The 14,842-nt window shown below is 47.4% G+C and carries 9 protein-coding genes and 1 pseudogene; all 10 read left to right on the top strand.

Going from position 1 to position 14,842, the window contains the following annotated elements; all coding sequences use genetic code 11:
* Position 1 precedes the first annotated feature (1 nt).
* The 10 genes and pseudogenes from nusG (at position 2) to fusA (ending at position 14,824) form a co-directional block, all read left to right on the top strand.
* Entirely contained in the window at positions 2–535 is a 534-nt protein-coding gene (gene nusG / locus NWAT_RS10700) for a transcription termination/antitermination protein NusG (protein ID WP_013221088.1), read from the top strand.
* Positions 536–624: 89 nt separating this feature from the next.
* Positions 625–1,056, top strand: a complete 432-nt coding sequence (gene rplK / locus NWAT_RS10695; protein ID WP_013221087.1) for a 50S ribosomal protein L11 — start codon at positions 625–627, stop codon at positions 1,054–1,056.
* Between the two features lie 3 nt (positions 1,057–1,059).
* Complete coding sequence (gene rplA, locus NWAT_RS10690) at positions 1,060–1,755, top strand: 50S ribosomal protein L1 (RefSeq protein ID WP_013221086.1); 696 nt, start codon at positions 1,060–1,062, stop codon at positions 1,753–1,755.
* Positions 1,756–2,046: 291 nt separating this feature from the next.
* Positions 2,047–2,574, top strand: a complete 528-nt coding sequence (gene rplJ / locus NWAT_RS10685; RefSeq protein WP_013221085.1) for a 50S ribosomal protein L10 — start codon at positions 2,047–2,049, stop codon at positions 2,572–2,574.
* 70 nt (positions 2,575–2,644) lie between these two features.
* Positions 2,645–3,025 (top strand): 50S ribosomal protein L7/L12, encoded by a 381-nt coding sequence (rplL, locus tag NWAT_RS10680; protein WP_013221084.1) that lies wholly within the window; start codon positions 2,645–2,647, stop codon positions 3,023–3,025.
* 205 nt (positions 3,026–3,230) lie between these two features.
* Positions 3,231–7,310: a DNA-directed RNA polymerase subunit beta gene (gene rpoB, locus NWAT_RS10675; RefSeq protein WP_013221083.1), complete on the top strand. Its 4,080-nt coding sequence runs from the start codon at positions 3,231–3,233 to the stop codon at positions 7,308–7,310.
* Between the two features lie 77 nt (positions 7,311–7,387).
* Positions 7,388–11,509, top strand: a pseudogene (gene rpoC, locus NWAT_RS10670) (DNA-directed RNA polymerase subunit beta'); the annotation flags it as partial.
* 259 nt (positions 11,510–11,768) lie between these two features.
* Complete coding sequence (gene rpsL / locus NWAT_RS10665; RefSeq protein WP_011330931.1) at positions 11,769–12,143, top strand: 30S ribosomal protein S12; 375 nt, start codon at positions 11,769–11,771, stop codon at positions 12,141–12,143.
* A 62-nt stretch (positions 12,144–12,205) separates the two neighbouring features.
* Positions 12,206–12,676, top strand: coding sequence for a 30S ribosomal protein S7 (gene rpsG / locus NWAT_RS10660; protein WP_011330930.1), 471 nt, complete (start codon positions 12,206–12,208; stop codon positions 12,674–12,676).
* 54 nt (positions 12,677–12,730) lie between these two features.
* A complete protein-coding gene (fusA, locus tag NWAT_RS10655) occupies positions 12,731–14,824 on the top strand; it encodes an elongation factor G (protein ID WP_013221081.1) in 2,094 nt (697 codons plus the stop codon).
* The last annotated feature ends 18 nt before the right edge of the window (positions 14,825–14,842 follow it).

Below are 14,842 nucleotides of genomic sequence, written 5' to 3'. Positions count from 1 at the left end.
GGTGGCCAAGCGCTGGTATGTAGTCCAGGCTTTTTCTGGTTTTGAACAGCAAGTTAAGCGCTCCATGGAGGAGCGGGTTCGTCGCTATGGGTTGCAAGAGAAGTTTGGGGATATCTTAGTGCCCACCGAAGAAGTTGTTGAAATGCGCGAAGGACAGAAACGGAAAAGCGAGCGTAAATTTTTTCCTGGTTATGTCTTGGTTCAAATGGAAATGGATGATGAAACTTGGCATCTAGTTAAGGATGTTCCTCGGGTGTTGGGTTTTATTGGAGGAACAAGCGATAAACCTGCACCAATTACGGAAGCGGAAGCTGAAAAGATATTAGAGCGGATTCGGGAGGGGGCAGAACAGCCAAGGCCAAAAGTACTATTTGAGCCAGGTGAAATGGTGCGCGTGACTGAGGGGCCTTTTACTGACTTTAATGGCGTAGTTGAAGAAGTCAACTATGAAAAAAACAAACTCCGCGTAGCGGTGTTAATTTTTGGACGATCAACTCCGGTTGAACTCGATTTTGGGCAAGTGGAAAAAAGATAGCCCTGCAGCTTGCCACTAGAAATTTGGCTATTTTAATAAGGTACAAGATTCGGGTAGGCGAGAGCCGCTTGCACCCGTAAGGAGCAAACATGGCAAAGAAGATAGAAGCCTATATTAGACTACAAGTGCCTGCTGGGCAAGCCAATCCAAGCCCTCCTGTAGGCCCGGCTTTAGGGCAACGGGGCGTTAATATTATGGAGTTTTGTAAGGCATTTAATGCCCAAACTCAAGGATTGGAGCAAGGGATGCCTATACCAGTGGTGATTACGGTTTATTCTGACCGTAGTTTTACCTTTGTGACTAAAACGCCGCCGGCTTCGGTTTTGCTTAAAAAGGCGGCAGGCATTACGTCGGGGAGTAGCCGCCCTAATAGTGATAAGGTAGGCAAGGTTACCCGCGCTCAGCTTGAAGAAATTGCGGAAATAAAAATGCCTGATCTAAATGCGGCGGATAAGGCGGCGGCTGTTCGCACTATTGCTGGCAGCGCACGTAGTCTAGGCCTGGAAACAGAGGGCGTTTAAGTCATGGCTAAATTGGGTAAAAGGTTAGCTGGGATTAGAAAAAAACTAGAACCGGGAAAGCTTTATTCGGTAGATGAAGCCTTGAATCTGCTTAAGGAGGTTGCAAAGGTCAAATTTGAAGAGTCGGTGGATGTTGCTGTCAATCTTGGCGTAGATCCGCGCAAATCTGATCAAGTGGTGCGTGGCTCGACGGTGCTGCCTAATGGTATTGGTAAGACGGTGCGGGTAGGTGTATTTACCCAAAGTGCTAACGTTGAGGCGGCAAAAGAGGCGGGGGCTGATGCCGTTGGGCTTGAGGACTTGGCTGAGACGGTGAAATCTGGTCAGATCGATTTTGATGTAATTATTGCATCACCTGACGCCATGCGAGTAGTGGGGCAGTTGGGTCCAATTCTGGGCCCTCGGGGGCTGATGCCGAACCCTAAAGTGGGAACCGTGACCACTGATGTAGCAAGCGCCGTGACAAAAGCTAAAGCCGGGCAGGTTCGTTATCGGACTGATAAAGCAGGCATTATTCATTGCTCGATCGGCAAGATATCTTTTGATGTAGATGCGCTTAAACAGAATCTTCGGGCTTTAGTAGAAGATCTTGGAAAATTAAAGCCTGCCTCGGCAAAAGGCATATATCTGAAAAAGCTAACTTTATCTACTACCATGGGTCCTGGAGTAGCTGTGGATCAGGCTAGCCTTTCAGATTAGTTAGGAGGCGATGAGGTTCCCAGCTAATACATCAATATTTGTTGAAGGTGTTTTTAGGGCTGCCTACTAGATATATTGGTGGGCTGTCTAAGACCGTAGGTGTGCTAGCTTAATTGATCAACAGGATGCTGATCGGCCTGCGCAGACGGTAGGCTCTATTACTGCTACAGAATGTTGTGGCAATAGCTGCCGTGAAGAGAAACGGTGGAGGCTATTTTAAGTCTCTCACCCAAGAATTGTAAGTGTAAACAGGGATGTGATGGAAAACCATTACAAAGGAGGCAGTTAAGTTTGAGTCTTAATTTAGAAGCGAAAAAGGCTGTTGTTGCTGAAGTAGCGGCGGTTGCCTCTCAGTCTCATTCCGCTGTTGCGATTGAGTATCGCGGCTTGACCGTTGCTGAAATAACAGAGCTTAGGGTGGCTGCTCGCAAAGGGGATGTTTATCTCCGTGTGGTGCGTAATACATTAGCTTCTCGCGCTCTTGAAGGAACTGATTTTGATTGTATGCGCAAGGGTTTAACAGGACCTTTGATGCTGGCATTCTCTCGCGAGGAACCGAGTGCCGCAGCCCGTGTAGTTCGGGATTTTGGTAAGGACCATCCCAAACTTGTGGTTAAGATGGGATGTCTCGGAGGTAGATTGTTGCCTCCTGAGGGGGTAGAGAGTCTTGCGAAAATGCCCACTAAGGAGCAGGCAATTGCTATGCTTATGGGGGTTCTACAGGCTCCAATCGGGAAGTTTGCTCGTACTCTGGCCGAACCTACGGCAAAATTGGTGCGTACTGTTGCTGCTATACGAGATCAAAAGCAAGCGACTTAACCCACAATTATAATAGGGTATTTAAAGCTAAACAACATTTTGTATTTAAGCAAGGTTTACGGAGTTAGCAATGGCTGTAGCAAAAGAAGAAATCTTGGAAACGATTTCAAATATGACTGTCATGGATGTGGTTGAATTGATTGAGGCCATGGAAGAGAAGTTTGGTGTTAGTGCTGCCGCGCCGGTAGCTGCAGCAGCACCTGCAGCAGGCGCTGAGGCAGGTGCTGCTGCTGAAGAAAAAACGGAATTTGATGTTATACTAGCGAGTTTTGGTTCTAATAAGGTACAGGTTATTAAAGCTGTACGGAGCATTACGAGTCTTGGCCTCAAGGAAGCCAAGGAATTAGTGGAGGGCGCGCCTTCACCCATTAAGGAAGGGGTTCCCAAGGATGAAGCTGATGAGATCAAGAAACAATTGGAGGAGGCTGGCGCTAGTATAGAGGTTAAATAACGCGATTGTTTCTATTTAAGTTATACGTACGGAAATTGGTTAGCAGCATTAGGCTGCTAGCCTAGTTTCCGTTTTTTGATTTCTGCTGAGCTTGGATGGAGCTTGGAAGAAGCAATAACCCCTCTCTAAGAGAATGCCAGCAATGCGGTGCCAGCAGCACCGCTGCTGGTTTTTTATTAGCAAGTACTCGCGCCGAGGTGATAAGATGCCCTACTCGTTGACCGAGAAGAAGCGTATTCGTAAGGATTTTGGCAAGCTCCATAGTATACTGAAAACTCCTTTCTTGTTAACCATACAAATCGGCTCTTTCCTGGATTTTCTACAGATGGATGTGCCTCCTGGTAAGAGGAAAGATAAAGGGTTGCATGCTGCATTTAAGAGCGTTTTTCCTATTAAGAGCTATACAGAGTATGCTGAGCTACAGTATAGCAGTTATCATCTTGGTGTTCCCTCATTCGAGGTTAAGGAGTGCCAAGTACGCGGTTTAACTTATGCGGCCCCTCTGCGGGTTAAGTTGCGTCTTGTTATTTATGACAAAGAATCTCCTGCTAGCGAACAAGTAGTCAAGGATGTAAAAGAGCAGGAAGTATATATGGGCGAGATCCCCTTGATGACGCCAAAAGGGAATTTTGTTATTAATGGCACGGAGCGAGTTATCGTCTCTCAATTACATCGTTCTCCAGGGGTTATCTTTGAGCATGATAAGGGAAAGACCCATTCTTCAGGAAAGTTACTTTTTTCTGCTAGGATAATCCCCTATCGGGGATCTTGGCTCGATTTTGAATTCGATCCTAAGGATTGCATTTATGCCCGTATTGATCGTCGGCGTAAATTGCTAGCGACTATATTGTTACGCGCCCTCGGTTACAGCACCGAGGAAATTCTAATTATGTTCTTTGAAACGATTTCGGTTAAGCGCCAAGGTTCAAGCTATTTATTAGACTTGGTACCTCAGCGACTTCGGGGTGAGTCACTGCCTTTCGATATCGCTAGCCCAGATGGTGAAGTCATCGTTGAAGCTGGGCGGAGGGTTACGGCGCGCCATATCAAGCAGATGGAAAAGGCTGGAATGAAGACTTTATCCGTGCCTAAGGAGTTTTTAATAGGAAAAATTCTAACTCGGGATCTGATTGATACTGGTACCGGAGAAGTATTGGCTAAAGCGAATGATGAAATTACAGCGGAATTACTAGCGGTTATAGAAAACACTGATATACAAGCCTTTGATCTCATTTATACCAACGATTTGGACCGAGGTTCCTTTATCTCCGATAGTTTACGCTTAGATCCCACTACCACACCGCTAGAAGCCCAGATGGAAATCTATCGTGTAATGCGCCCTGGGGAACCGCCGACTAAGGAAGCAGCACAGAATTTGTTTCAAAATCTGTTTTTCAACCCAGAACGTTACGATCTCTCTCCGGTGGGTCGAATGAAATTTAATCGCCGTCTGGGGAAAGAAGATATTACCGGCCCAAGTATATTATCCAAAGAAGATATTGTCGATGTTATAAAGACCTTAGTTGATATCCGTAATGGTTACGGTAGTGTGGATGATGTTGACCATCTGGGCAATCGCCGGGTGCGCAGTGTTGGAGAAATGGCGGAAAATCAGTTTCGCGTAGGCTTGGTGCGAGTCGAGCGGGCGGTACGGGAGCGTTTGAGTTTAGCCGAGTCGGAGGGGTTAATGCCCCAGGAATTGATTAACGCGAAACCCGTATCGGCAGCGATTAAGGAGTTTTTTGGCTCTAGCCAGCTATCACAGTTTATGGATCAGAACAATCCTTTATCAGAGGTGACTCATAAACGACGGGTATCTGCACTAGGGCCAGGAGGATTAACTCGTGAGCGGGCTGGTTTTGAGGTACGTGATGTACATCCTACTCATTACGGGCGCGTCTGCCCCATCGAGACTCCGGAAGGTCCAAATATTGGTTTAATTAATTCCTTAGCGGTTTATGCCCGAATTAATCAATATGGTTTTATTGAAACACCATATCGAAAAGTAGTGGATGGCAGGGTGACTGCCGAAGTGGATTATCTTTCGGCCATTGAAGAAGGGCAGTATGTAATTGCTCAGGCGAATGCGGCTGCGGATGAGGAGGGACGCCTCATTGATATGTTAGTTTCTTGTCGTCACAAGAATGAATTTACTCTTCTGCCGCCTGAAAAAGTGCAGTACATTGATGTATCACCTAAACAGATCGTATCGGTAGCGGCATCTTTAATTCCTTTTTTAGAGCACGATGATGCCAACCGTGCATTGATGGGATCTAACATGCAGCGCCAGGCAGTGCCTACCTTGCGGGCGGAAACCCCTTTAGTAGGTACTGGTATGGAGCAATTCGTAGCTCGTGATTCAGGCGTGATGGTGGTTGCTCGCCGTGGGGGTATCGTGGATTCTGTGGATGCAGCCCGGGTTGTCGTGCGAGTTAATGACGAAGAGACGGCTTCCGATGAACCGGGGGTTGATATTTATAATCTCATTAAATACGCCCGCTCGAATCAAAACACCTGTATTAATCAGAGTCCGTTAGTAAAGCCAGGCGATACGGTAGCTATAGGTGATGTGTTGGCTGATGGTCCTTCGACAGATATGGGCGAATTAGCTTTGGGGCAGAATCTGCTCGTTGCCTTTATGCCTTGGAATGGCTATAACTTCGAGGATTCTATCCTTATTTCCGAGCGAGTGGTGGAAGAAGATCGTTTTACCTCCATTCATATTGAAGAACTGACTTGCTTTGCTCGAGATACTAAGTTAGGGCCAGAAGAGATTAGCAGCGATATTCCGAATGTAAGCGAGGCGGCGTTATCTAAGTTGGATGAGGCGGGTATTGTTTATATTGGCGCTGAGGTGAAACCTGGCGATATTTTGGTTGGCAAGGTAACTCCCAAAGGGGAGACTCAATTGACACCGGAGGAAAAGCTCTTACGAGCTATCTTTGGGGAAAAGGCTTCTGATGTAAAGGATACGTCTTTGCGGGTGTCTTCAGGTATGCAGGGCACCGTCATTGATGTCCAGGTTTTCACCCGTGATGGCGTGGAAAAGGATGCTCGGGCCTTAGAGATAGAGGAGATGGAGCTCGCTAAGATCAAAAAGGACTTGCGGGATGAATTTCGTATCGTGGAGACTGATATCTACCAACGTCTAGAGAAGGTGTTAGTAGGTAAGACGGTCGAAGGAGGGCCGGCAGAACTAAAAGCGGGCACTCAAATTACCCAAAGTTACCTTGCTGATTTACCTAGGGAACGATGGTTTGAGATTAGACTACGTAGCGAGGAGGCGGGTAAGCAGCTAGAATCGGTCGCTGGACAGCTTAAGGAACAACGGATTGCGATGGATGAAAAATTCCAGCAGCAACGTGCCAAGCTCACTTCTGGACATGATCTCCCTCCTGGTGTCCAGAAAATGGTGAAGGTCTATTTAGCCGTAAAACGCCGTGTTCAACCAGGTGATAAGATGGCAGGCCGGCATGGAAATAAGGGAGTAATTTCCACGATTGTGCCTATTGAAGACATGCCCTATATGGAAGATGGGACTCCAGTGGATATCGTGCTTAATCCTCTAGGGGTACCTTCCCGGATGAATATTGGGCAGATTCTAGAAACCCATTTAGGATGGGCGGCAAAGGGCCTAGGTCGAAAAATTGGTGCTCTCCTTGATTCAGGGCAACAGGTTTCTGAACTGCGTGTTTTTTTAGATCGAATATATAACGCTAGTGGCAAGAGAGAAGACTTGAACTCTCTGAGTGATAAAGAGGTATTAGAGCTTGCGAATAACCTGAGTGATGGGGTTCCTATGGCGACACCAGTATTCGATGGTGCTTCCGAGCAAGAGATTAAAGCTATGCTGGAGTTGGCTGATTTGCCTATAAATGGGCAGACAAATCTTTATGATGGCAGGAGTGGAAAAGCCTTTGCCCGCCCGATAACGGTAGGATATATGCATATGCTTAAATTGAACCATTTAGTTGATGACAAGATGCATGCCCGTTCAACGGGTCCTTATAGCTTGGTTACTCAGCAGCCTTTGGGTGGGAAGGCCCAGTTTGGCGGACAGCGTTTTGGTGAGATGGAGGTATGGGCGCTGGAATCCTATGGTGCAGCCTATACTTTGCAGGAAATGCTTACTGTGAAATCCGACGATGTGAGCGGGCGCACTAAGATGTATAAGAACATCGTAGATGGTGATTACCGTATGGAAGCGGGTATGCCGGAATCTTTTAATGTATTAACCAAAGAAATTCGTGCCCTCGGCATTGATATTGAACTGGAACAAGACTAATGGCCGTGGACATAGTAGGACGGGTTGATGGTCACAATAGATATATCTTGCCAGCTTGGCTATGGAGGAGCACATAAATGAGAGATTTGCTGAATTTGCTCAAGCAGCAAAACCAGATGGAGGAGTTCGATTCCATACGCATTGGCCTGGCGTCTCCCGATATGATCCGGGCTTGGTCATACGGCGAAGTCAAGAAGCCTGAAACCATTAATTATCGAACTTTTAAGCCAGAGCGGGATGGATTGTTTTGCGCTAAGATTTTTGGCCCAGTCAAAGACTATGAGTGCTTATGTGGTAAATATAAGCGTCTCAAACATCGTGGCGTGATTTGTGAGAAATGCGGGGTAGAGGTGACACTAGCGAAAGTTCGCCGGGAGCGCATGGGTCATATTGAGTTGGCGAGTCCGGTAGCTCATATTTGGTTTTTAAAATCGCTGCCTTCGCGGATTAGTCTACTGTTAGATATGACGCTCCGGGACATTGAGCGGGTACTCTACTTTGAGGCATCTGTGGTTATTGATCCGGGTATGACTTCGTTAGAGCGGGGGCAACTCCTAGCAGACGAGGCTTATCTTCAAGCCATTGAGGAATATGGTGACGAATTTGATGCTCGTATGGGAGCAGAAGCCGTTCAGAAAATGTTAAAAACCCTTGATCTTAAGGGAGAGGCGACCAGGCTGCGTGAGGAGATTACAGGCACCAACTCTGACACCAAAATCAAAAAATTTAGCAAGCGGCTTAAGCTTATCGAGGCTTTCATTGACTCAGGTAATCGTTCTGAGTGGATGATTTTGGAAGTCCTCCCCGTATTACCACCGGATTTACGGCCTTTAGTGCCGTTGGAAGGGGGGCGTTTTGCTACTTCCGATCTTAACGATCTGTACCGGCGGGTGATTAATCGTAATAATCGTCTCAAGCGGCTGTTAGATTTGAATGCGCCTGATATTATCGTGCGCAATGAAAAGCGTATGCTCCAAGAGTCCGTGGATGCCCTTTTGGATAACGGACGTCGTGGGCGGGCGATCACAGGCACCAATAAGTTACCTTTAAAGTCGCTGGCCGATATGATTAAAGGTAAGCAGGGCCGGTTTCGGCAAAACTTGCTGGGGAAACGGGTGGATTATTCAGGCCGCTCGGTGATTGTGGTGGGTCCGACTCTGAAGCTACACCAGTGTGGTTTGCCCAAAAAGATGGCGCTGGAGCTTTTTAAGCCTTTTATCTTTGGTAAGCTTGAGCGGGCTGGGCTTGCTACCACGATTAAAGCGGCGAAAAAATTAGTGGAACGGGAAGGCCCAGAGGTATGGGACGTGTTAGAAGAGGTGATCCGTGAGCATCCGGTGATGCTTAACCGTGCCCCCACCTTGCATCGTCTTGGCATCCAAGCCTTTGAGCCGGTGCTTATTGAAGGTAAGGCAATTCAACTCCACCCCTTAGTGTGCGTAGCCTTTAATGCTGACTTTGACGGTGACCAGATGGCGGTTCATGTGCCGCTATCCTTGGAGGCTCAGTTGGAAGCCCGTGCGCTAATGATGTCTACCAACAATATTTTGTCCCCAGCTAATGGAGAGCCCATTATTGTCCCTACCCAGGATGTTGTATTAGGGCTTTATTATATGACCTGCGAGCGGGTGAATGCTAAGGGTGAAGGAATGCTCTTTGCCGATATCGATGAGGTACGGCGCGCCTATGAGACAAATACGGCTGATCTCCATGCAAAAATCGCAGTGCGCATTACCGACATAGATCTCTCAAAGTCTGAAGGTAAAGGCGAGACGACCCGCCTTGTTAAGACCACAGTGGGGCGGGCCTTGCTCTCGGAACTTTTGCCCCCAGGGCTGCCTTTTGAGTTAGCTAATAAGAATATGACCAAGAAAGAAATTTCTAAGTTGGTTAATATTTGCTACCGGCGCCTTGGCCTTAAGACTTCGGTGGTGTTTGCTGATCGGCTGATGTACCTTGGATTCCGACAGGCGACTCTTAGCGGTATTTCCATTGGTGTTAATGACATGGTGGTGCCAAAGGAAAAGCAAGCGATCCTTACCGACGCGGAAGAAGAGGTTAAGGAAATAGAGGACCAGTATGCTTCGGGCTTGGTGACTAATGGCGAGCGCTACAATAAAGTCGTGGATATTTGGTCCCATACTAATGATCAAGTTGCTAAGGCGATGATGGAACGTCTAGGAAGCGAGGAGGTACGCGATGCAAAAGGTAATGTCGTCAAGCAACAGACTTTCAATTCTATCTATATGATGGCTGATTCCGGTGCTCGTGGATCGGCCGCCCAAATTCGCCAACTTGCCGGTATGCGTGGCTTGATGGCTAAACCGGACGGTTCAATTATTGAAACGCCGATTACCGCTAATTTTCGTGAAGGATTGGATGTCCTGCAGTATTTCATCTCTACCCATGGAGCCCGCAAGGGTCTGGCGGACACAGCGTTAAAAACCGCTAATTCAGGGTATTTGACTCGGCGCTTAGTGGATGTGGCTCAAGATTTAGTCGTTACAAAGGATGATTGCGGCACCACACGTGGAATTAATATGACCCCTTTTGTAGAGGGCGGCGATATTGTGGAGCCGTTACGAGAGCGTGTTCTAGGGCGAGTACTGGCGCTTAATGTTTATGTGCCAGGAAGTAATGAAGTCGCTATACCTGCTGGTACGTTACTGGATGAATCCTGGGTTGATTACCTTGAGACGCTAGGTATTGATGCAGTGAAGGTGCGTTCACCTATTACCTGCGAGACTCGGTATGGAATCTGTGCTGCTTGCTATGGTCGGGATTTGGGACGAGGTCACCGTATCAATATCGGTGAAGCTATTGGTGTTATTGCAGCGCAATCTATCGGTGAGCCAGGCACGCAGCTTACTATGCGCACTTTCCATATTGGAGGGGCAGCCTCTCGAGCAGTGACGACCGACAGGATTGAGGTTAAGTATAGAGGCAACATTCGGTTGCATAATGTTAAGATTGTTCAACATGATAGCGGTAAGTATGTTGCTGTCTCCCGCTCCGGTGAAGTCCATGTGGTCGATGAACAGGGGCGTGAGCGGGAACGTTATAAGATTCCTTATGGTGCCGAGCTTTCAGCAGGGGATGGTGATACAGTGGAATCGGGTCAAGTCATTGCTACTTGGGCTCCTCATACTCATCCAGTCATCACCGAGGTCGCGGGTAAGGTCAGACTTCAGGATTTTCTGGAAGGTACTACTGTGGAACGTCAGGCTGATGAAGTGACCGGCTTGACCAGCCTTACGGTGCTTGATCCCAAGCAGCGGGGTGCTGCTGTTAAAGAATTACGCCCAATGGTTAAATTGATTGATGAAGCGGGGAGTGATCTGTGCCTTGCAGGGACGGATATTCCAGCTCATTATTATTTGCCAGCAGGAGCGATTGTTTCTGTAGAAGATGGTGCTATGGTTGGTGTGGGTGATGTATTGGCGCGATTGCCCCAAGAATCTAGTAAGACCCGCGATATTACGGGTGGTTTGCCGAGAGTAGCAGACCTTTTCGAAGCCCGAAAACCAAAGGATCCAGCGGTGCTTGCCGAGATCTCAGGGACGGTAAGCTTTGGTAAGGAAACTAAAGGAAAGCAGCGGCTCATCATTACTGGCAGTGATAGCGAGCGGCATGAGGAATTGATTCCTAAGTGGCGTCAAGTGAATGTGTTTGAAGGCGAGCATGTTGAAAAAGGCGAAGCGATCGTCGATGGACCACCTGTACCGCATGATATTTTACGCCTAAGAGGTGTGGAGGAGTTAACTTATTATATTGTTAACGAAGTTCAGGAGGTATATCGCCTGCAAGGGGTAAAAATCAATGATAAGCACATTGAAGTCATTATCTGCCAAATGCTTCGCAAAGTGGAAATAATAGAACCTGGAGATACTAATTTTCTCAAGGGCGAGCAGATCGATAAGTCAAGATTGCTGGAAGAAAATGAAAAAATGGAGAAGGAAGGTAAATTACCTGCTCGTTTTGAGCCGGTGCTCCTGGGTATTACCAAGGCTTCTTTAGCCACGGAATCTTTCATTTCGGCTGCCTCTTTCCAAGAGACTACACGGGTGCTTACGGAGGCAGCGGTGACAGGCAAATGCGATGAGTTGCGGGGGTTAAAAGAAAATGTGATTGTGGGCCGTTTAATTCCCGCAGGGACAGGTTTAGCCTATCATTCTGAACGGCGTCGCAAGCGGCGGTTGCTGGAGCAGCCAGAATCCTTGACGGCTGATACAGGCGCTTCCCATTATGGTGAAGATGAGATTTCTGAGTCAGGCGCTGCTACCGCTTGACAGAAAATTTAATTCAGAATAAAATTGTTCGCTTTCTATGCAGATAGCATTCTCCTTTTAAGGGGAATGATGAGAATTTAGAAACCCGAATATACTGAAGCGTTCATTCTCCGAGAATAATCGGCGTTTGGGCGCTTAACTTTATTTTGTCTGGAGTATTTAGAGATCCATGGCCACCATTAACCAATTGGTTCGTAAGCCGCGGGTACGGCAGAAGCAGAAAAGCAATGTACCCGCGTTGCAGGCTTGTCCCCAAAAGCGAGGGGTCTGTACTCGAGTTTATACTACTACGCCAAAGAAGCCTAACTCGGCCATGCGTAAGGTGGCCCGTATACGTCTAACTAATGGTATGGAAGTTACCTCTTATATCGGAGGTGAAGGGCATAACTTGCAAGAACACTCGGTAGTTTTGATTCGTGGCGGTCGCGTCAAGGACTTACCTGGTGTGCGCTATCACATCGTACGAGGCTCTTTAGATACAGCAGGTGTGGGGGATCGTCGGCAAGGCCGCTCCAAGTATGGGGCTAAACGACCAAAGGGGTAGTGCTTACCTCATCTATAGATAGCGGTTAAATGTGATAGACGAGAATTGGACGGAAACGAAAAATGCCGAGAAAACGGGTTATAGCGAGACGAGAGGTTCTGCCAGATCCCAAATACGGGAGCGTACAGCTGGCTAAGTTTATTACTATTCTTATGCTGAGCGGCAAGAAATCTTTGGCAGAGAGAATAATTTATGGAGCTTTAGGTCGGGTATCGGAAAAAGCCAATCAGGATCCCATGGATGTTTTGGAAAAAGCGCTGGAAAATGTCCGTCCATTAGTTGAAGTTAAGTCACGCCGCGTAGGTGGGGCGACTTATCAAGTGCCCGTGGAGGTCCGTCCCGAACGGCGTTCCACGCTTGCTATGCGTTGGCTAGTGGAAGCGGCTCGCAAGCGGAGCGAGAAATCTATGGATTTGCGTCTAGCCGGGGAGCTTTTGGATGCCCATGAGGGTAAGGGAACCGCGGTCAAGAAGCGAGAAGATACCCACCGTATGGCAGAGGCGAATAAAGCCTTTGCGCATTATCGTTGGTAAATGTTCAGTGGTTTGGTTTGTTTTTTAAATTTAAGAAATTAAGGATTTGTTGTCGTGGCCCGGAAGACTCCTATCGAGCGCTATCGTAATATTGGCATTATGGCACATATTGATGCCGGCAAAACCACTACTACCGAGCGTATTCTATATTATACAGGTGTCTCCCATAAGCTGGGCGAGGTTCATGATGGTGCTGCCACTATGGATTGGATGGAGCAAGAGCAGGAGAGAGGTATTACGATTACTTCCGCAGCGACAACTTGCTTCTGGAGTGGAATGGCGAGGCAGTTTCCAGAGCATCGAATCAATATCATCGATACTCCCGGACATGTGGATTTTACGATTGAGGTAGAGCGCTCCTTGCGGGTATTAGATGGCGCCGTTGCTGTGTTCTGCGCGGTGGGGGGGGTAGAACCCCAATCTGAAACCGTATGGCGGCAAGCGAATAAATATAAGGTGCCCCGTTTAGCATTTGTTAATAAAATGGATCGGCAGGGTGCTGATTTTATTCGGGTAGTTGAGCAAATTCGCAGCAGATTAGGAGCTAATCCGATTCCTATTCAGATGCCTGTTGGCGCTGAAGAAAATTTTGAAGGGGTGATCGATCTTATTAAGATGAAGGCTATCCACTGGGATACAGCCAGTATGGGTATGGCTTTTGAAGAAAAAGAAATACCTAAAAATTTACAGGCTAGCTGCGATGAATACCGGGAAAAGATGATTGAGGCCGCTGCCGAAGCATCTGAAGAGTTGATGGAGAAATATCTAGAGGAAGGCGATCTACCGCTAGAAGATATCGTTAAGGGCCTTCGCATTCGAACTTTAAATGGAGAAATTGTCCCCGCTTTATGTGGTTCCGCCTTTAAAAATAAGGGAGTCCAGGCGATGCTGGATGCAGTGCTTGCTTATATGCCATCCCCAATCGAGGTTCCCCCTATTAAAGGGATACAAAAAGACGACACTGAGGGCGAGCGCCACGCCTCTGATGAAGAACCATTTGCCGCGCTAGCCTTTAAGATTGCTTCTGATCCTTACGTTGGAAATCTCACCTTCTTCCGGGTTTATTCTGGAGTATTAAGCTCGGGGGACACAGTTTATAACGCAGCTTCTGGGAATCGCGAACGTATTGGCCGTTTACTTCAGATGCACTCTAATAGCCGTGAAGAAATTAAGGATGTGATGGCTGGTGATATTGCCGCTGCGGTTGGTCTAAAAAACGTGACAACTGGTGATACTTTATGCGACACGAATCACATTATTTTATTGGAGCGTATGGAATTTCCGGATCCTGTGATCTCTGTTGCTATTGAGCCTAAAACCAAGGGTGATCAGGAAAGGATGTCTATAGCCCTTGGAAAGCTGGCTAGGGAGGATCCTTCATTTAGGGTCCGTACCGATGAAGAGTCTGGGCAGACTATCATCGCAGGGATGGGAGAGTTGCATTTAGATATTATTGTTGACCGCATGAGGCGAGAGTTTAAGGTTGAGGCTAATGTAGGTGCCCCCCAGGTAGCGTACCGGGAAACAATACGCCGTAGCATAGAACAGGAAGGTAAATTTGTGCGCCAGAGTGGCGGTCGAGGCCAATATGGTCATGTTTGGCTCAAATTGGAACCTCAAGAGCGCGGCAAGGGATATGAATTTGTTAATAAAATTGTAGGCGGTACCGTGCCTAAGGAGTTTATTCCTGCGGTTGATAAGGGGATAAAGGAACAAACCGAGAATGGAGTAATTGCTGGGTATCCTGTGGTTGATGTCAAGGTGACCTTATATGATGGTTCATATCACGATGTGGATTCTAGCGAGATGGCTTTTAAAATTGCAGGGTCTATGGCCTTCAAGGAAGGAGTGCAAAAAGCGGATCCTGTGTTGCTTGAGCCTATTATGAAAGTAGAGGTAGTGACTCCCGAGGAATATATGGGTGACGTAATGGGTGATCTCAATCGGCGCCGCGGCATGGTGCAAGGGATGGAGGACTCCCTTAGCGGCAAAATTATTCGAGCAGAAGTACCATTAGCGGAAATGTTTGGATATGCCACTGATCTCCGTTCGGCTACGCAGGGGCGAGCTAATTATACAATGGAGTTCTCAAAGTACAATGAAGCGCCCTCTAACATCGCCGGGGCGATCATTAAAAAGTCTCAATGAGATAGATAAACAGTTATC

This window comes from Nitrosococcus watsonii C-113 (genome assembly GCF_000143085.1).
In the GTDB taxonomy this organism is placed as follows: Bacteria; Pseudomonadota; Gammaproteobacteria; order Nitrosococcales; family Nitrosococcaceae; genus Nitrosococcus; species Nitrosococcus watsonii.
This window is presented reverse-complemented; position numbering and strand designations above follow the sequence as displayed.